This is a genomic window from Halanaerobium salsuginis (assembly GCF_900114545.1).
Lineage (GTDB): Bacteria > Bacillota > Halanaerobiia > Halanaerobiales > Halanaerobiaceae > Halanaerobium > Halanaerobium salsuginis.
In genome coordinates this window covers 1-18,728 of sequence record NZ_FOTI01000052.1, presented here as the reverse complement: position 1 = coordinate 18,728, position 18,728 = coordinate 1, and the positions used below count along the sequence as shown (strand labels likewise).

The 18,728-nt window shown below is 32.2% G+C and carries 20 protein-coding genes, 1 pseudogene and 1 riboswitch; of the genes and pseudogenes, 20 read left to right on the top strand and 1 reads right to left on the bottom strand.

Annotation, left to right across the window (positions count from 1 at the left end; genetic code table 11):
- Nucleotides 1-138: 138 nt before the first annotated feature.
- From BMZ74_RS12660 to BMZ74_RS12645, 4 genes are all read left to right on the top strand, one after another.
- Nucleotides 139-1,233 (top strand): sugar ABC transporter substrate-binding protein, encoded by a 1,095-nt coding sequence (locus tag BMZ74_RS12660; RefSeq protein WP_089862583.1) that lies wholly within the window; start codon nt 139-141, stop codon nt 1,231-1,233.
- 103 nt (nt 1,234-1,336) lie between these two features.
- Complete coding sequence (locus tag BMZ74_RS12655) at nt 1,337-2,869, top strand: sugar ABC transporter ATP-binding protein (protein WP_089862582.1); 1,533 nt, start codon at nt 1,337-1,339, stop codon at nt 2,867-2,869.
- A 2-nt stretch (nt 2,870-2,871) separates the two neighbouring features.
- Nucleotides 2,872-3,984, top strand: coding sequence for a sugar ABC transporter permease (locus BMZ74_RS12650; RefSeq protein ID WP_089862581.1), 1,113 nt, complete (start codon nt 2,872-2,874; stop codon nt 3,982-3,984).
- Between the two features lie 140 nt (nt 3,985-4,124).
- Nucleotides 4,125-5,450 carry a tetratricopeptide repeat protein gene (locus BMZ74_RS12645; protein ID WP_089862580.1) on the top strand — a complete coding sequence of 442 codons (1,326 nt, stop codon included), beginning with the start codon at nt 4,125-4,127 and terminating at the stop codon, nt 5,448-5,450.
- 1 nt (nt 5,451) lies between these two features.
- Here the strand turns inward: BMZ74_RS12645 and BMZ74_RS12640 are convergent, their stop codons facing one another.
- The gene (locus BMZ74_RS12640) at nt 5,452-6,243 is read right to left on the bottom strand and encodes a glutaminyl-peptide cyclotransferase (protein WP_089862579.1); all 792 of its coding nucleotides are present in this window, start codon (nt 6,241-6,243) and stop codon (nt 5,452-5,454) included.
- 252 nt (nt 6,244-6,495) lie between these two features.
- Here BMZ74_RS12640 and BMZ74_RS12635 point away from each other — a divergent pair, with 252 nt between their 5' ends.
- The 16 genes and pseudogenes from BMZ74_RS12635 to BMZ74_RS12560 all read left to right on the top strand — a co-directional run bounded on the left by BMZ74_RS12635 (nt 6,496) and on the right by BMZ74_RS12560 (nt 18,559).
- Nucleotides 6,496-6,765, top strand: coding sequence for a DUF6470 family protein (locus tag BMZ74_RS12635; RefSeq protein WP_089862578.1), 270 nt, complete (start codon nt 6,496-6,498; stop codon nt 6,763-6,765).
- Between the two features lie 40 nt (nt 6,766-6,805).
- Nucleotides 6,806-7,249, top strand: a complete 444-nt coding sequence (fliW, locus tag BMZ74_RS12630; protein ID WP_089862577.1) for a flagellar assembly protein FliW — start codon at nt 6,806-6,808, stop codon at nt 7,247-7,249.
- Complete coding sequence (csrA, locus tag BMZ74_RS12625) at nt 7,249-7,482, top strand: carbon storage regulator CsrA (RefSeq protein WP_089862576.1); 234 nt, start codon at nt 7,249-7,251, stop codon at nt 7,480-7,482. The genes fliW and csrA overlap by 1 nt, the downstream gene beginning before the upstream one ends.
- A gap of 49 nt (nt 7,483-7,531) precedes the next feature.
- The gene (fliS, locus tag BMZ74_RS12620; RefSeq protein WP_089862575.1) at nt 7,532-7,939 is read left to right on the top strand and encodes a flagellar export chaperone FliS; all 408 of its coding nucleotides are present in this window, start codon (nt 7,532-7,534) and stop codon (nt 7,937-7,939) included.
- Between the two features lie 21 nt (nt 7,940-7,960).
- Nucleotides 7,961-8,353 (top strand): hypothetical protein, encoded by a 393-nt coding sequence (locus tag BMZ74_RS12615; protein WP_089862574.1) that lies wholly within the window; start codon nt 7,961-7,963, stop codon nt 8,351-8,353.
- A 39-nt stretch (nt 8,354-8,392) separates the two neighbouring features.
- Nucleotides 8,393-10,387 carry a chemotaxis protein CheA gene (locus BMZ74_RS12610; protein WP_089862573.1) on the top strand — a complete coding sequence of 665 codons (1,995 nt, stop codon included), beginning with the start codon at nt 8,393-8,395 and terminating at the stop codon, nt 10,385-10,387.
- A gap of 42 nt (nt 10,388-10,429) precedes the next feature.
- Complete coding sequence (locus tag BMZ74_RS12605) at nt 10,430-12,421, top strand: methyl-accepting chemotaxis protein (protein ID WP_089862572.1); 1,992 nt, start codon at nt 10,430-10,432, stop codon at nt 12,419-12,421.
- 14 nt (nt 12,422-12,435) lie between these two features.
- On the top strand, nt 12,436-12,930 hold the full coding sequence (locus BMZ74_RS12600) for a chemotaxis protein CheW (RefSeq protein WP_089862571.1): 495 nt from the start codon (nt 12,436-12,438) through the stop codon (nt 12,928-12,930).
- Between the two features lie 234 nt (nt 12,931-13,164).
- Entirely contained in the window at nt 13,165-13,767 is a 603-nt protein-coding gene (locus BMZ74_RS12595; RefSeq protein WP_089862570.1) for a chemotaxis protein CheC, read from the top strand.
- Entirely contained in the window at nt 13,760-14,254 is a 495-nt protein-coding gene (locus tag BMZ74_RS12590; RefSeq protein WP_218142083.1) for a chemotaxis protein CheD, read from the top strand. Before BMZ74_RS12595 ends, BMZ74_RS12590 begins: the two co-directional genes overlap by 8 nt.
- A 127-nt stretch (nt 14,255-14,381) precedes the next feature.
- A complete protein-coding gene (locus tag BMZ74_RS12585; RefSeq protein ID WP_089862569.1) occupies nt 14,382-14,735 on the top strand; it encodes a response regulator in 354 nt (117 codons plus the stop codon).
- A 101-nt stretch (nt 14,736-14,836) separates the two neighbouring features.
- A riboswitch (cyclic di-GMP riboswitch) is annotated at nt 14,837-14,919 on the top strand.
- A gap of 82 nt (nt 14,920-15,001) precedes the next feature.
- Nucleotides 15,002-15,406: a flagellar basal body rod protein FlgB gene (gene flgB, locus BMZ74_RS12580; protein WP_089862568.1), complete on the top strand. Its 405-nt coding sequence runs from the start codon at nt 15,002-15,004 to the stop codon at nt 15,404-15,406.
- Nucleotides 15,406-15,699: pseudogene (gene flgC / locus BMZ74_RS12575) on the top strand (flagellar basal body rod protein FlgC); the annotation flags it as partial. The gene flgB and the pseudogene flgC, both read left to right, overlap by 1 nt.
- Nucleotides 15,700-15,795: 96 nt before the next feature.
- A complete protein-coding gene (locus BMZ74_RS12570) occupies nt 15,796-16,347 on the top strand; it encodes a DUF6431 domain-containing protein (RefSeq protein WP_177181447.1) in 552 nt (183 codons plus the stop codon).
- A gap of 156 nt (nt 16,348-16,503) precedes the next feature.
- Entirely contained in the window at nt 16,504-17,766 is a 1,263-nt protein-coding gene (locus BMZ74_RS12565; protein WP_089862565.1) for a helix-turn-helix domain-containing protein, read from the top strand.
- A complete protein-coding gene (locus tag BMZ74_RS12560; protein WP_089862564.1) occupies nt 17,759-18,559 on the top strand; it encodes an ExeA family protein in 801 nt (266 codons plus the stop codon). The genes BMZ74_RS12565 and BMZ74_RS12560 overlap by 8 nt, the downstream gene beginning before the upstream one ends.
- Nucleotides 18,560-18,728 lie beyond the last annotated feature (169 nt).

The following is an 18,728-nucleotide window of genomic DNA, read 5'->3' as shown; positions in this document are numbered from 1 at the left end:
ATCTACTATTTCAAGTTAAAAGGCTTATTTTTATGATTCGCAGACAATATTTTTTTGAATTAAACTAAATTAAGCGTATTATGAAATTCGCTTAAGTAAATAACGATTCACATTGAGAAAACTATTAGGGGGTAAATCATGAAAAAATTTTTTACTTTATTGTTAGTAGTTTTACTCGTTTCCTCAATGTCAGCAGCCGCTTTTGCACAGGGTGGTTGGCTGAGTAATCTTTTAGGTGATAATGAGAAAGAAGATGACGGTTTAATTAAAGTTGGTTTCTTATTGAAAACTATGCAGGAAGAACGCTATATTAAAGACAGAGATGCTTTTATTGAAAAAGCAAATGAATTGGGAGCAGATGAGGTAATCTTTGATTCTGCTAATAATGATGAAAACATCCAGCTTTCTAAGTTTGAAAATATGTTAACTCAAGGAGCAGATGTAATAGTTTTGCAACCTGTAAACACAGGTACTGCCAGTAATATGGTTAAGATGGCTCATGATTCTGGTGTAGCTGTTGTTAACTATGATTCTTTAATCATGAATAGTGATGTGGATGTATTTTTGACTCAAAACAGTTGGGCTGTTGGAGAACTACAGGGTCAAGCAATGGTAAAATGGTTTAAGGAACATCGTGGTGAAGTAAAAGGTAACGTCATTCTTTTAAGAGGTCAACCAGGTGACTCTAATGCTAATGCTTTTTCTCAGGGAGTTCTTGATACAGTAGCTGAATACGATGGCTTAAACTTAGTTGTTGATCAAAGCCATGAAGGCTGGTCACCTGACTTAGCAATGGCTACTGTTGAAAATGCTTTAACTAAATATAATAATAATATTGATGCTGTTGTAGCTAATAATAGTGGACTTGCTTCTGGTGCAGTAAGAGCTTTAGAGGCTCAGGGAATGGCAGATTCTGATAAGGTATTTGTAGCTGGATCTGATGCTGATCTTTTAAATATTAGATATATTGCTCAGGGTAAACAAACAGTAGAGATTTTCAAGAAAATAAAACCATTAGCTTATAAATCAGCTGAGGTAGCAGTTTCACTTGCTAAAAATCCTGATAAAAAAATTGAGGATGTAATTAATATTGATCGTTATGTAAATAATGGTCAGACTGATGTTCCAACTGTAATTACTCCAATTGTAGTTGTTAATAAAGATAATATTGAAGAAACAGTTGTTGCAGCTGGTTATCATGATGCAGCAGATATTTTTCAGGATGAAGAATAATTAGTTGATAAGCTTATTATAAGAAATTCTTAAAATTAACAGCAATCCCATCCATTTGCGGATGGGATTGCTTTGTCAATAATCTATTCTGGAGGTAAAATAGATGTCTGAAAAGATTCTGGAAATGAAAAATATTATTAAAGATTTTCCTGGAGTAAGAGCGCTTGATAAAGTTAATTTTACTCTGGAAAAAGGAGAAATTTTGGCTTTAGTAGGAGAAAATGGAGCTGGCAAGTCAACTTTAATGAAGGTGTTGAGTGGGGTCTGGCCTTATCCAAGTTATGAAGGAGATATTTATTTAAGAGATCAATTAGTTCGCTTTGCGAATACTAGAGAAGCAGAAGAAGCAGGTATTGGAATTATTCACCAGGAATTGAACCTATTGCCTGACTTATCTGTAGCAGAAAATATTTATCTTGATCGGCAGCCACTTGGTAAGTTTGGTGGAATAAAGTGGAGAGAACTTTACCAGCAGGCAGAAAAGGTTTTGGCTAGACTAAATATGGATATAAATCCTAGAATGCAGTTAGGAGATTTAACTGTTGGAAAACAGCAGATGGTAGAGATAGCAAAAGCTCTTTCTTTAAATACCAAAATTTTAGTTTTTGATGAACCTACTTCTGCTTTAACAGAATCTGAGATTAAAGAATTGTTTATTGTTATCAATGAACTGCGTGCAAGTGGAGTTTCGATAATTTATATCTCTCACAAAATGGAAGAGATAGAAGAAATAGCAGATTCAGTAGTTGTGTTAAGAGATGGGGCAACTATTGGTGATAAGATTAAAATTTCTGAAGTTACTTTAGATGAAATAATAGCTCGTATGGTAGGGCGAGACATTAATGATCTTTTTCCAAAGCAAGAATTTAAGCGGGGAGCTAAAACGCTTGAAGTAAAGAACATAACTGTGCCTGATCCTTTTAATCCTGATAAAAATCTAGTTGATGATGTTTCTTTTACCGCTTATAAAGGTGAGATACTTGGTATTTCAGGTTTAATGGGGGCAGGCCGGACCGAGTTAGTCAATGCTATTTTTGGTGTCTATGGCAAAAAGAGGACTGGAGAAATCTTTTTAAATGGAAATCAATTAGCCATAAATTCACCAGCAGATGCAATTGAAAGTGGGATAGCACTTGTAACAGAAGATAGGAAAGAATTAGGGCTTTTGCTTGATAAAAATTTAATAATGAATATGACTTTACCTTCTCTTAAAAAATTTAGCAGCAGTTTTACAATTGATAAAAATGCAGAAAAAGAAACAAGCGAGAATTATGTTAAACAATTAAATATAAAAACACCTTCGCTGGATGTTTTTGTAGAAAAACTGAGTGGGGGTAACCAGCAGAAAGTGGTTATCGGGAAATGGCTGATTACTAATTCGGATGTGTTAATTTTAGATGAGCCAACCCGGGGAATTGATGTTGGAGCTAAAGTAGAAGTATATCGTTTGATGAACCAGCTGGTAGAAGAGGGGGTAACTGTAATTATGATTTCTTCTGAACTTCCAGAAATAATGGGGATGAGTGATCGGATTATAGTTATGTCTGAAGGTGAAAAAACAGCTGAGTTAACTCGTCAGGAAGCTGATCAAGAAACTATAATGAAATATGCAACCGGAAATAAAGGAGTTGAATAGATTTGAAGAAATTCATTAAAAATAATGGAACTTTTATTGCTTTAATCTTTTTAATAATAATCTTAAGCTTTTTATCATCATCATTTTTGAGTTCAAGAAACCTAACTAATCTGGTTAGACAAATTACAATTAATGGTATTATAGCTGTTGGAATGACAATGGTAATTCTACTGGCCGGGATTGACCTTTCAGTAGGTTCAATTGTTGGATTAGCTGCCGTTTCGGTAACTCTTCTTATGCAGGCAGGTTTTGGTATGTGGCTTGCCATTTTGATTACTTTAGTTGGAGTCGGAGGGGTTTTAGGTTTTTTCAATGGTTTTATGAGTTCCAAATTTGATATTCACCCTTTTATTATTACTTTAGGTGTAATGACTATTGCTCGGGGACTAAGCCTTGTTTTAACTCAGGGAGTTTCTGTTCCTGTAACTAACACAACTTTTGCTGATATAGGTAGTGGCTATATTGCTAAACTACCATCCTTAATTGTACTATTAGTAGCTCTAATTTTAGGTATTATTGCTGTTTTCAAAACAAGTGTTGAGTATAAAAATGGAGAAAAAGTAAGAAATAAGGCTCGTTTAACCGGTGGAATTATTTTAAGTATTGCTGGATTTTTGGCTGGAGTTTTCATTTTCATTGGTTATCAGGGGATTCCGATTCCAGTAGCAATTTTTGCTGTAATTGTAATGGCAGGAGTTTATACTCTACGGAAAACAAGATTTGGACGTAAGCTTTATGCTATTGGTGGTAATGAAAAAGTAGCCTGGTTATCAGGTATAAATATTTTGCGTTCTAAGACAATGGTTTTTGTAATCACAGGTATTTTAAGTGCGGCTTCTGGTATTTTACTTGCCTCTCGCCTAAATGGTGCATCACCTAACTTAGGTGATGGATTTGAACTTGATGCCATTGCTTCTGTAATTATTGGTGGTACAAGTTTTATGGGTGGTGTAGGAACCATAACTGGTACTGTAATTGGAGCTATCATTATTGGAGTTATCAATAATGGTATGAGTTTGCTGGGGATTAATACTTTTTATCAAATGATTGTAAAAGGGTTTATTATAATACTAGCTGTAATGATTGATGTTTTAAACAGAAGAGAAAGTGCTTAATATATCTTTATTAAAAAAGTTAAATAAATCTTTTATGGAAGAAGGCAGCATTTTGCTGCCTTCTTTTTCTTTGCAGTTTGTCTGGAATGTGATAAAATAAAAAAAAGACTTAAGCTATCAAATAAGAAAGGTTGTTATTAATGAATAAAAATAATTTGCATTATCAAAATGCAGTTGAATTAGTAAAAAATAATAATGTTTCAGAAGCAATAACTGAATTAAAGTTATGTTTAAAGTTTGATGCTAAAAATATTGCTGTTTTAAATTTATTAGGACTTGCTTATTATCTTAAATGTCGTTTTGATAAAGCCGAAAAAACTTGGCGAAAAAGTCTTGCTCTAAAAAATAGTGATAATAAAGCACGAGATTATTTAGAATTAATAACAAAAAAAGATTTTAAAGAACTGCGAGATGAATATAGAAAAATATTATTTAATGAAGATACTGCTCAGGGTAGGAAAATCAAATTTTTAAAAAGGTTAATTGAAGAATATGATGAATTAATAGAACCTTATGTTATCTTAGGTCTGCTTTATAAAAGAGAAGGGAAATATCAGGAAGCTCTAAAATACTTTTATCAAGCTTATGAACTTGATAGTGGTAATAAAAATATTAAAAATTATATTTTAGAATGTGAGGCAGAAGATAAAAATAGCAGCTTTTTTAATTTTAATTCTAAAACTAATAAAAGAAGCATTGCTATAGCAGCTGTACTTGCTTTTTCTTTGTTTGCTTTTTTTATAAATCAGAGTGGAGCAAGTCCTTTCAGCTGGTTAAAAAACAATTTTTCTCAATTAGAACAACAGGAAGCTGCTAATAATACAGCTGCTATACAGGGAGCAAAAATTACAAGTCAAGAGCAGGTAAATAATAAAGATCAACAAAATTTGCAATCTAATAGTCAGCAACAAAACCAGTCTGTAAAACAAGATTTCAGTTCTGCAAATAGTATCTCTACAAAAATTTCTAATCTTAATTTAATGGATTATCAGGCAGAAAGCAAAATACTTTCACTTGAAATTATGCAAAAATTATTAAAAAAAGAACAGACTAAAAGAGAAGCAGAAAAAATTGCAGAATTTAGACAGGCAAATACTGAACAGCAGTTATTTAATTTGGGAATGGAAAATTTCCAAAATGGAATTTATGATGAAGCAGCTGCTATTTTCACCAGTATTTTTAATTTAACAGATAAAGATTATTTGAGAAGAGAAAGTTTGTTTTTGCTGGCGAGGAGCCATGAAAAACAGTATAATTATGAACAAGCAGAACATTTTTATCGGATCTATTTAAGTGAATATCCTGAGACTAATTATTATGATGAAGCTCTTTATAATCTAGGTTTAATGTTAAATAGAGCTGGTAAATTAGAAGCCAGCAAAAATATTTTATATAGACTGCAGTCAGAAGAACCTTATAGTGAGTATAATAATTCTAAAGTGTATCAGATCTTAAATACTGATTAATTTATTCAGTTATTTTTAAGCGAAAAATTTGGGGCCAGAGCTTACCAGTAATTAAAAATTCATCATTTTTTTGATCATAAGCAATTCCATTTAAAACATTTATATTTTGTTTGCTCTGTTGGGCAGCTTTTTTAACTAATTGACTGCAGTCAAGATAAGCAACTACTTCTCCGTTTTGAGGATTTATTTTAATAATAAAGTTTTGCTGCCAGATATTTGCAAAAATAAAACCATTACTATACTCTAATTCATTTAGGTTATCAAATGACTGTTTTTGGTAATGAACTTTAATTTTTCTTTTTATTTTAAAATCAGTAGGATTTCGAAAAAACAAATAATTACTACCATTACTCATAATAATTTGCTGACCATCATTTGTTAAACCCCAACCTTCACCTTGATAATTTTTAATATCTATTAACTTGAAATCTTTATTGTAAATAAAAACAGTTTGTTGTTTCCAGCTTAATTGATAGATTTTGTTTTTAAATAATGTAATTCCCTCACCAAAATAAGTATAGTTAAGTTTTATTTCTCTAAGCAGCTGATAGTTATTTAAATTTATTTTCCTAAGTGAAGAATTACCATAGAGACCAGTCCCTTCGTAGAGATGACCATTTTTAAATTCAAACCCTTGTGTAAAGGCAGTTTGATCATGGGGATAAATAGCTATAACTTTATAATTTAATTTTTTTAAGTTAGCAAAATTATAATTACCCTGGGCCAGGCTGATTAAACTATTTGTTATAAGCAAAATAAAAATTAATAATATCATTAAAAATTTATTTTTCATTATTATTTTCACCTACTATTTTATTTTTAAATTTATAATTAATAAATTAAGCTTAAATTATAATTTCTACTTTGCTTATTAAATACCTTTAATTATAATATGCTTATCTTAATTTGGTATATAAGGTAATAAGAAGGTAATTTAACTAAAAAAGAAAAGTTAATCGCTTTTAATTGGCACTAATTAAATTTTAGCAATTTAACTTTTTTACTTAAATATCGATAATAAAGTATAGAGGAGGTATTTATTAAAATGATAAATAAATTGAATCTAGTAATTGATGGTTATCCATTTCGTCAGACAATGCATTATTATAACCTCCGGGATAGTGCTCATAAATTTGCTGAGCAGGGAAATGAGGCTGCTCTTGAAGCTGCAGCTTTTTATGCTTCAACTGGTGATGAACTAAGTGATTTTCAAAATTACTCAATTGCTGATCAAGCAGCAGAAATAATGTATAACGATCAAAAAGAATTGGTTTTGGGCTATTTACCTGGCCCTAAAATTAATTTTACGGCTTGAAAATTAAGCAAGATTACTATTTTTAACTGGGGGTATTTAGATGGAGATCATGACTAGAGATTTTGGTAAGCTAGAAATAGAAAAAAGTGATATAATTAAATTTAAATCTTCTCTACCAGGATTTAATAATTTAACCAGGTTTATTTTACTGCCTTTTGCTGATAATTCACCTTTTATTATTTTACAATCTGTTGATGATTCAGACATTGCTTTTGTAACAGTTGAACCAGGTAATTTAATTGCTAATTATGAATTTGAAATCAGTGACCGGGTAGAAAAAGACTTAGAAATAAAGTCTATTTCTGATTTGTTAATTTTAAATATTATAACTTTAAAAGATAAAATAGAAATGAGTACAGCTAATTTATCAGCTCCATTGGTGATTAATTTAGCCGCAAAACTTGGTAAACAGGTTATTCTTGATGACAAGCGTTATCAGGTTAGATATAAATTATTTGCTGCTCAGCCAGAGGTGAGTCAATAATGCTGGTACTTAGCAGGAAACTAAATGAGAAAATAGTAATTGATGAAAATATAGAAATAACTATTGTTGGCATTGAAAACGGCAAAGTACAACTAGGTATAGAGGCACCACGTCAGATAGAAATTATGCGGAAAGAATTACTTGATGATGTTAAGGAAGAAAATATTGCTGCAGTGGAAAATAAGAAATTAATAGAAAAATTAGATAAAATTAAATTTAATTTTAAAGATTAATTGCTATTTAAATCTAAAAATTATAAAATATTTATAGGAGGTAATAATTATGCAGGGAAATAGGGCTAACCAGTATAAACAAATGCAGATTAAGACAGCAAGTCCTGGTCGGCTTTTGTTAATGCTCTATCAAGGTGCTGCTAAGTTTATGAAATTGGCAAAAAATGATATAAAAGCAGGAAAAATTGAAGCAAGCCATAAAAATATAATTAAGGCCCAAAATATTATATTAGAGTTAAAAAATACCTTAAATAAAGAAGAGGGGGGAGAGATTGCAGATCAATTAGAAAATCTCTATGATTTTATTTATCATGAACTTTTGCAGGCAAATCTTAGCAAAAAGACAGAACATCTCGATAATGTAATTCCCCTGATTGAAGATCTTTTTGCAACTTATAAAGAAATTGTTGTTCAGGAAGGCACTAATAAACAAAATAAAGTAAATATTGGTGTTTAAGTTTCAAGATGGAGGGCTGAAATGATTGAATTATTCGACTTATATCAAGACTTAAAACTTTGTGTCGAAAAAGAAGCTGATTTGATTGCAGAAGATAATTACGAAGATTTAGCAGAGATAATTGAACAAAAAAATATTTTAATCAATAAAATTGATCAGATTGAGTTAAAAGATTTTTTTAGAAGATTGGCTTTTGAGGTTAGTTCTCAGACAGAACTGCAGGATAAAAAAACGGAATTGCAAAATTTAGTTAGCAAAATAAATGAACTGCAGAATAAAAATATGGCTAATCTGGAAAATAAAAAGGAAGAACAAAAAGAAATTCTAATTGCTCTTTATAATCGAGAAAAAAGTATAAAAGGATATTTAAACCCTGAAAAATATGAGGCTAAATTTTTTGATGAAAAGAGCTAAGCTTATAAAACATTAGAATAAAGACTAGGGGGGAAATAAATGCAGGATAACGGTTATTTAGATATGTTTTTTGATGAAGCCAAAGAATACGTTGAAATATTAAATAATGGTATTCTAACTCTGGAAAATAATCCAGAAGATAAGGAAACAATTGATGCCGTATTTAGAGCTGCTCACTCACTAAAGGGAATGGCTGCTACAATGGGCTTTGAAAATTTAACTGAGCTGACTCATAAAATGGAGAATATGCTGGATCGAGTCCGCGGTGGGAAATTAAAAGTAACAACAGATTTTATTGATTTATTACTGCAGGGGTTAGATAATATTCAATTTTTGGTTGATAAAATTAAAGAACATGAAGGTAAGGAACCAGATGATATCAATTTAGAAGGTTTTATTGAAGAATTAGCTAATTACACTCAATCTAGCGAAAAATCTGATGATAAAGCTGATGCTTCTAATGCAGGTGATAACAACCTTGCAGGGGATTTTAAACTTAATTTGACAGATGATGAAAAAGATAAGTTATTAAAAGATAAGAAGGATAAAGAGAGAATTTATCATCTGCAGGTAGTTATGGATGATCAGGATTTTCAGAGTGTACGAGCTTTCATGGTTTTGAAAAAGATTGAAGAAGTTGGTAAATTATTCAAATCTGTTCCTGATAAAGATGAGATCGAAAATTCTGAATCTGGGGTAGATACAATCGATATTTATGCTTTAAGTTGGTTGCCAACTGAGGAATTCAAAGAAGAGCTAGCCGAAGTTTCTGGTGCTGAGATAAATGAATTTAATGAATTAGAAGAAGCTGAATTAGCAAAGAAGAAGAGTGAACAAAAAGCAAAAAGTTTACATGCTGAGCATAAGATTAACAGTTTTCAAAATAGCTCTACTGTTAGAGTAGATATTTCTAAACTTGATACACTTGTTAATATGGTAGGAGAGTTATTGATTAATAAAACTCGATTACAATCGCTTGATATTCAGCGTTCTAAATTTAATGAAATTATGCCCCAACTTGATCGAGTCACAATGGAGCTGCACCACAGCATTATGCAGATTAGAATGGTTCCAGTTGGCGTTATGTTTAGTCGTTTTCCAAGGATGATTAGGGATCTTTCAAATAAAATGAATAAAGAAATTGATTTTGTTATGGAAGGTCAGGAAACAGAGCTTGATCGTTCTATAATTGATGAATTATCTGATCCGCTTACTCACTTATTGAGAAATGCAATTGATCATGGTGTAGAAACACCAGAAGTGAGAAAGGGAAAGGGTAAGCCAGAAGAAGGGCGAATTGAGCTTAGAGCTTACCAAAAAGGCAGTGAAATAATTATTGAAGTTAAAGATGATGGGGCTGGTATTAACCCTGATAAAATTGGCCAAAAAGCAATTGAAAAGAATATAGTAAGTGCAGAAGAATTAGAACAGATGGAAAAAAGAGATATTTTAGATTTTATTTTCCATCCTGGTTTTAGTACTGCTGCTAAAGTAACTGATGTTTCTGGAAGAGGAGTTGGAATGGACATTGTCCGTAATGTTGTAAAAAAACTTGATGGTCAAATAAGTATTGAGTCCGAATTTGGCAAAGGCAGTACTTTTACTATTTCTCTGCCGTTGACTCTTGCTATTACTCAGGCTTTAATGATTAAAGTTGATGGTGATACTTTTGCTATTCCACTTAATTCAGTTAGTGAAACATTAACAATTAGTCCAGAAAACATTAAAAAGGTTAGGGGTAAAGATGTAATAGTTTTAAGAGAAAACACAATTCCACTTGTCTCAGCTGCTAATATTTTTGGTTATGAAGGTCTTACTTCCTATAAAAAGTCAGAAACAGATCTTTCGGTTGTGATTTTAAAAAGTGGGGATCGCTTTATTGGTCTAATAGTAGAAGAACTATTAAATCAGCAGGAGATAGTAATTAAATCTTTGGGTAATTATCTCCAGGATACTGATTACATTAGTGGAGCTACAATTATCGGAGATGGTGATGTCGCTTTAATAATTGATGTTAGAGATATTGTTGCTTAAATTTAGTAATTAAAAATTATATATAATAGGGGAGATTTAAAGATGGACCTCAGCATCGACAAAATTAACTGGCAAAGCATTAGAACAAAACTTGTTTTAATTATTAGTATTTTAGTTTTAGTTTTGATTCTCTTATCATCTGTTTTCACCTATTTTCAATCTCGTTCAATATTACGGGACAGTATTTATCAGGCAGCTCTGGATAAAGTAGAAAGTAATGCCAGGCGACTTGATATGATGATTAATCAAAGTGTTGGCTCAATTAAAAATCTGGATCACAGCTGGTTTGATAGTAGAGCTACTTTAGATACTGAATTAGCAAGGCAACTTTATTATAATATGGGTAATAATGAGCATTTTAAGACAATAGTTAATGAACATCCCTATTTATCATCGTTATTTGTCATTGATCTTAATGGACAAATGAGCACTACCAATTCTGATGAAGAAGTTGACTTTTCTCAAAGCCCAATTTTTCAGCAGGCTTTAGATAGCAAAAAAATATTTTTTAGTAATCCAACTAATATTCCTGGAACTAATGAAAAAGGAATTTTAATTATTGAGCCTTATTTAATTAATGATGAGATTAATATGATTTTTGGGGGCTCAATACCATTAAGTATATTTAATGATTTTAGCACTAAAATGGATATAAATGGTCAGGGATCAGGTTTTATTATTAATTACAATAATTTTACTATAGCTGGAGCTGATCCAGAATATCAAGGTAATCAGCAGCTGTATACAGCAGGTTCTGGTGATACTGAAGCCCTTTATAGTGATTTAAAGAGCGGTGAAAGTAAAATTGATTTTTATGATTTCTTAGGTACACAAAGGGGAGTTGCTTTTGCGCCACTGAACAATATAGATTGGACTCTGGCAATCCAGGCTAAAAACTCTGATGTAATGGCTCCAATTAGAACTATGCGTTATATGAGCCTTTTAATTGGGCTGATTGCTGTTATAATTGGAGTAGTAGTAGCTTATTATATATCAAACTATATAGCTAATCCTATTTTAGAATTAAGAGACTCAGCCAGGGTAATTGCTGCAGGTGACTTAACTGAAAAAGTTGAAATTGAAAATAATGATGAAATTGGCGAATTAGCTTCTGCTTTTAACTTGATGGTTGAAAATATTAAAAAGCTAGTTATTAATATTAGTGATTCAGCGCTTAAAACTGAAAAGACTGGAGAAGAATTGAAGGCTACAACGTCTGAGACTTCTCATTCAATTGATAATGTAGCTGCCTCAGTAGAAGAGTTTTCTGCTTCAATTGAAGAAGTGGCAGCTTCAGCAGAAGAGTTTGCTTCTTCAAGTATGGAAATAAATGATACTGTGCAGGGAATAACTGATTATACTGATCAAGTTAATGACTTAGCTGAAAATGGTCTTGATGAAATGAAAAAGACTGAAAACGAAATGGAAGCAGTTATGGAAACATCACAAAATTCAATTGCTAAGATTGATAATTTGAATGAATCAGCTGGTCGAATTAATGGAATTGTTAATATGATTTCTGCTATTGCAGAACAAACTAATTTATTGGCTTTAAATGCAGCTATTGAAGCAGCCCGGGCTGGAGAAGCTGGGAGAGGTTTTGCTGTAGTAGCAGATGAGATTAGAGAACTGGCTGAAGAAACTAAAGGATCTACTGATGAGATTAAAGGTCTGGTTGATAATTTGCAAACAGAAATTCAGTCAACGGTAGCTGTCATTAATAATACCAATGAGCAAATAAAAACAGGTGTTGACTCTGTTTCTAAAACAGGAAAAGCCTTTAATAATATTACCGTTAAAATTAGAGAAGTAGTTACTCAGGTAAAAGAAACTGCTAATTCAGTTAAGGAACTAACTAAAGGTAGTAAAGATATTTCCAAAGTTACTGAAGAACAAGCTGCAAATAGTGATCAAATTTCTGAGTCAGTACAGAGGCAGTCTGAATCAATGGAAAATCTTAATCAGACTGTAAATATTTTAACTGAAATGACTGTTGAATTAAAAGAGCTGATTGATGAATTCAAAATTTCATAAAGTGAGGTGTAATGATGGATAATAATCTTGAACAACAATTATCACTAGAAGAAGCTAAAAACAATAAAAAAACTGGTCAGGCGCAATATGTAGTTTTTAATATTGGTGAAGAAGAGTATGGGATTGAGATCGAATATACAAGAGAGATCATCAAATCAGCTCAGATAACCAATGTTCCTAATACAGAAGAACATGTAGTTGGGGTAATTAATTTGCGGGGAATTATAGTGCCTGTAGTTGATTTGCATAGTCGTTTTGATATAACACAGGAAAGTTATGATTATGAAAAAGATGAAAAAAGAATTATCACAGTGGAAGTTAAAGACTTGTTGCTTGGCATCAGGGTAGACCATATAGAAGGAATTGTCTGGTTAAAAGAGGACAGTATTACCCCGGCGCCTGATGTTGAAAGTGGTTTGCGCCAGGATTATTTAACTGGAGTATGTGCTAGAGATGAAGATCATCTTTTAATCTTACTTGATCTTGAAAAAACTCTTTTTGCTCAATAGTTTTCTAATCTGCTAATTAGACTTTAACTTTATTTTTCTGGATCAATTTAGCCTCAATTTGATAACTATAGATTAATTTTTGCCTATAATTGAAATTTTTTTAAAATAATTATCCTATAGTCCTTGTAATTTGGCTAAAAATTAGATATTATTTAATAATGAGTTTGCACTTGCAACTAATACTATAACTCTTTATTTCTAGATTAATTATTTTATTGCTGGGAGGATTATTATATGAATATTGATGATAATAAAAAAGACATTTTAAAAGAAGTAGCTAACATTGGTGCAGGTAATGCGGCAACAGCCTTTTCAGGAATGATAGGCCAAAAGATTGATATGTCTGTACCTGAAGTTGAGTTAATTAATATTCAGGAACTGCCAGCAATTACTGGTGATGAGGAAGACTATATTGCCTGTATTATGATAAATTTTAAAGGGGAAATATCTGGGAAAATTTTATTAGTGATTGATATGGAAACTGTAGAAAGAATGTTAAAGCTTATATTTGGGACTGATGATTTGCCAGATAAAGATATGCAAAATTCAGCCTTAAATGAGTTAGGCAATATTTTAAGTGGTGCTTATTTAAAAGCGATTAATGATTTTACAGCTCTTGATCTTGATCAGAGTGTACCAGCAATGGCTTATGATATGGCAGGAGCTGTTTTAAGCTCTTCAGTTATTGATTATAGTCAGACTGAAGACTATATTATTTTACTAGAAACTGAATTTGTTGCTGATCAGGAAAAATTAGAATTATTTTATTTCTTTATTCCTGAAAAAGAATCACTTGATATTCTATTTGCCAGATTGGTAGGTGGTAGTATTGCCTAGTCCGGAAAAATCTTTAGAGAAAGTGGTAGTGAAAATGGCAGATCATGCCATTGGGGACAAAAATGTTCTCCTAGCCACACTCGGACTTGGTTCCTGTATAGGAATTGCTCTTTATGATAAATTTGCAAAAGTTGGTGGCCTAGTTCATATTATGCTGCCTAAAAATCCTGGTGGCAAGAACATTGTAAAATATGCTGATACCGGGATTCCATATTTAATTGAAGAAGTAGTTAATTTAGGGGCCAGTCAAAGGAGGCTTTCTGCTAAAATAGTTGGGGGAGCTGGAATGTTTAAGTCTGAAAGTGGTGATTCTGTAATGCAGATTGGCAAACGTAACATTACAGCTGTAAAAGAAATACTTAAAGATGAAAATATAAAATTAATTGGAAGTGATGTTGGCAAGGATTATGGACGTTCCATGTATTTCTATTTAGATGATGGACGAGTTGAAATTAAATCATTTAATCGTGATTTGATTGTTATTTAATTAATCTATAAATAAGTAAACAAATTGTGAATTTGTAAATTAGTGTTATTTATTTATTGTAAAAGAAAATCATTTCTGTTATTATAGTGATAATAGCAGATATTATTTAGAGGGGGGTAATTTTTCAATGCCTAGAGTTTTAATAGTTGATGATGCAGCGTTTATGAGATTGAATTTGAAAAATATATTAAAAGATGAGTTTGAAGTAGCCGGTGAAGCCGAAAATGGTAAGCAGGCTGTTGAGTTATATCAAGAGTTGAAACCTGATATAGTTACAATGGATATTACAATGCCGGTTATGGATGGTCTGGAAGCCATAAAAGCTATTCAAGACATTGATCCGGAAGCAAAAATTGTAGTTTGCAGTGCGATGGGACAACAAAAAATTGTTATCCAGGCTATAGAAATGGGAGCTAAGGATTTTATAGTTAAACCATTTAAAAAAGATAGAGTTATGGAGTCCTTAAAAAAACTAATCTAAGCTGTTTGATTTAGTGAAAAAAATATTTTAATTAACTGTATTTTAATTAATATATTTAATAGATTTTATACTGGTTATTCTGGTAATTTACCGTAAGCGAAATGAATATTGGGCAAAACTGGTGAAAACCAGTGACGCAAAGCCATGGGTCTAAAACATTTGTCAAGATTGCCAGGTTGCCAGGTTGTCAGGTTCTTTAATTTGTTGCTTGTTTAATAAAATCTATAGTATTTCTGTAGATTTTTTGCTTATAGGAGGTGAATTTAATGGAAAATTTGGATATAATAACCAGGGCTCTGGATGGTTCCGCCTTAAGAAGTGAATTAATTTCTAATAACCTTGCTAATGTAAGTACACCTGAATATAAAAGGCAGGATTTAGATTTTAAAAAGGCATTAAAAAATGAAATTAATAAATCAACCAATACAATTGGTCTTGCAGGTACTAACTCTGCCCACATAACTACCTCTAAATTTAATAATAGTTTAGGAAATTTTAACTCTGCTAATTCTAATAATGGCAGTTATCGTAATGATGGGAATAATGTTGATATTGATGTTGAAATGGCTGAGCTGGCTAAGAATAGCATTTATTATAATGTTATGTCAAAAAGAGCCGCTGGCCATTTTTCGCTTTTAAATCAAGTCATTCAACAAGGAGGTAAAGCTTAATGTTTAAAGGTATAGATATTAGTGCTTCAGGTTTAACTGCGCAGAGATTGCGAATGGATACAATATCTTCTAATATTGCCAATGCAGAAACTACCCGTGATGAAAATGGGGAAACTTATCGCAGAAAAATTCCTGTTTTTAAAGAAAAATTAACAGAGATTATGGGCTTAAGCAGCAATGATCAGCTTGCTTCAGATGGGGTAGAAGTGCAGCAAATTGCTGAAGATCAATCTCCTTTTCGCTTAGAGTATCGGCCTGAACATCCTGATGCTGATGAAAATGGCTATGTACAATGTTATCTATCAAATTAATCCACTAGAAAACGATAAATATTAATCAAAATAATTTAAAGCAAGCACTTTCTTTTCCTAAATTAATCTGATAAAATATTGTCAGAATATTTAGGGTGTGATCAGATGCAAATCATTCATGACTTTAAAATACCTGTAAAAAAATATTCTGAGCTCGGCCAGAATAATAATTTTCCTCACCCTGAAGAATGTCCTCACTGCCATGATAAACTTCTTAAACATGGATTTTACCACCGCTATGTAATCACCATCGATGGCAAATGCTTTTGGATACAAATTAGAAGATACAAATGCCAGCACTGTAAGAAAACTGTTTCCATTCTTCCAGCTTTTCTCTTCCCTAGATTTCAGAGATCTCTAAATTATATTGTCTGCTGTATGAAAGAATATCTGCTGCAGAAAAAACTACTTCTTTACAAACGAGCAGTATATTTTTATCTACACAGGTTTACCTGCAATATTCCTGGTCTAATTGCTTTTTTCAGAGATAAATATCACTCACTGATCCCCTTTAAATTATCAAGAATAAAAAAAGCCACAAAACTAATTAAAATGATTTGGAGCTCCGACGCTCAGATACTCTCAAAAGAGTATCAGGATCACTTTAATCAATGCTTTATGGCACTTTAATTATACCATAATGATTAAAGTTTTGGAACTATTTTTTTAAACACAAAAGCTTTCACTAGAAAAGAGCTATTTTTCTGATTAAAATGTTATTATCAGCAGTTTAAGAACAATTTTGCTCTTAAATGCTAAAATTCAAGCTTAAAGGAGCTGATTTTGATGACTGATAATGACAGAGAACAGATAGCTCTATTTCGCTTTTCCCTCATTTCACCTATCCTGAATAAACAGGTGAAAAAACAGAACGAATATCTGGCAAAGGTGGCTGCTAAAAAACATAATGTCCCTTATTATGGTGTCAGAGAATACTCACCAAAAACCATATCCATGTGGGTTAGAGCCTATCGCAAAGGTGGTTTTGAAGGGCTGAAACCCAAACCCAGAAACGACAGAGGTAAAAGTCGTGTTTTAACTCCAGAACTTAAGGAAGTTATTTTAGAAGCTAGAGAAGATCATCCTGATCGGTCTGTTTCTTTACTCTATGATCAGCTGATTACTGAAAAGAAAATGCTGCCCTCTCAAGCCTCCTATTCTACTGTCTATCGCTTTCTTAAAAAGAAGAACCTGTTGGTCAACTCTCCCCGCAAAGAAGAAAACAGACGCCGTTTTGCCTATGATCAGGTTAATATGCTCTGGCAGGGAGACGAGATGTATGGACCCTATCTCAACCTTGATGGCAAAAAGGTTAAGACTTTTCTCTTTGCCTTTATTGATGACTGCTCCAGGGTTATTACTTATGCCAAATTCTTAGCAACAGAAAAGTTTTCTGCTGTGCAGCAGGTACTTTCTGAAGCCATTTTGAGAAGAGGCATCCCCAAACTCCTCTATGTTGATAATGGTAAAGTCTATCGCAGTGATAATCTCCATTTTGCCTGTGCTTCTTTAGGTATTACCCTGATTCACACTAAGCCGTATTCACCTGCTGATAAAGGCAAAATTGAAAGGTTTTACTTAACTGTCAGAAAAAGGTTTTTACCTCTTTTAACTGATGATGATTTATCTTCCCTGGATAAGCTGAACAAAAGCTTTTTTAAGTGGCTGGAAAAAGATTATCACCGTAAAGTGCACTCTTCGCTAAAGATGACTCCTCTGGATAAATACATGTCCCAGATTAGTCAGGTTAAGACCTATGATGATCCTGAAAAACTTAAGCTGCTTTTTCTCAAAAGAGCTCAGAGAAAAGTTAGACATGATGGAACTATATCTGTTAATTCTAAACTCTATCAGGTGCCACCTGTCTATATTGGCAAAAAGGTTAAGATCCGCTTTGATCAAGAAACATATGATAATATTTATCTTTATGAAAATGGTAAATGTATTACTAAGGCTGAGCCTGTGATTATGGCTGATAATGCTCATGCTAAAAGAGGTAATCCTATCTCCTTTGCTAAAATGACTGAAGGAGGTAGCAAAAATGTATAAATCTTTTTATTCTTTATCAGATAATCCATTTAAAAAAGAGATTGAAACTAAAGATCTCTACCAGTCTGAAAACTTAAAAGAACTTTCTGCCAGACTTGACTATCTTAAAAAAACAAGAGGCATTGCTGTCATTATTGGTGAACCTGGAAGTGGTAAAACTTCTGCCCTGAGATCTATGGCTGACAGTGTTAATCCATCATTATTTAAGGTCATCTATTTCCCCTTATCTACAGGCTCAGTAATGGATTTTTACAGAGGCATAGCCATTGGCCTGGGTGAAGAACCTAAATTTAGAAAGGTTGATCTCTTTAATCAGGTTCAGGATGCTATCTTAAAATTCTACAATGAGAAAAAGATTACACCAATCATTATCTTAGATGAGATGCAGCTTGCTCCCAACAAATTTCTAAATGATCTCGGGATATTATTTAATTTTGCTATGGATTCTCAGAATCCATTTATCCTTATTCTTTCAGGACTTTCACACTTTATGACAAAACTCAATTTAAATCAGAACCAGTCCTTAAATCAGAGAGTAATCATGAAGTATCAGCTGACACCTCTAAACAAGGATGAAGTCAGAGCATATGTTGAACACCAGCTTAAACTAGCTGGAGCAAACCATCCAGTTTTTACACCTCAGGCTCTGGAGGCAATTACCTTAAGATCGAGAGGACTGCCCAGATTAATTAACAATATTGCAGTTGATTCACTGCTTTTAGGCTTTCAGCTTAAAGCAGAGCAGATAAACCAGGAAATTGTCTTCAAAGCCTGTGAAAAAGACACTTTTTAAAGTGAAAAATATTTATCAGATTACAGGGGCTTTTTTTAAGTCCCTGGCTGATTTAATTTGCTAAACTATTTTACTTTTACTAATTTAATGTGAAAATCAAGCTGTATTTTTAGCTATTTTATACTGATTTAAACTGATAAATTTTACTGGATTAAATTGCAAGATGACA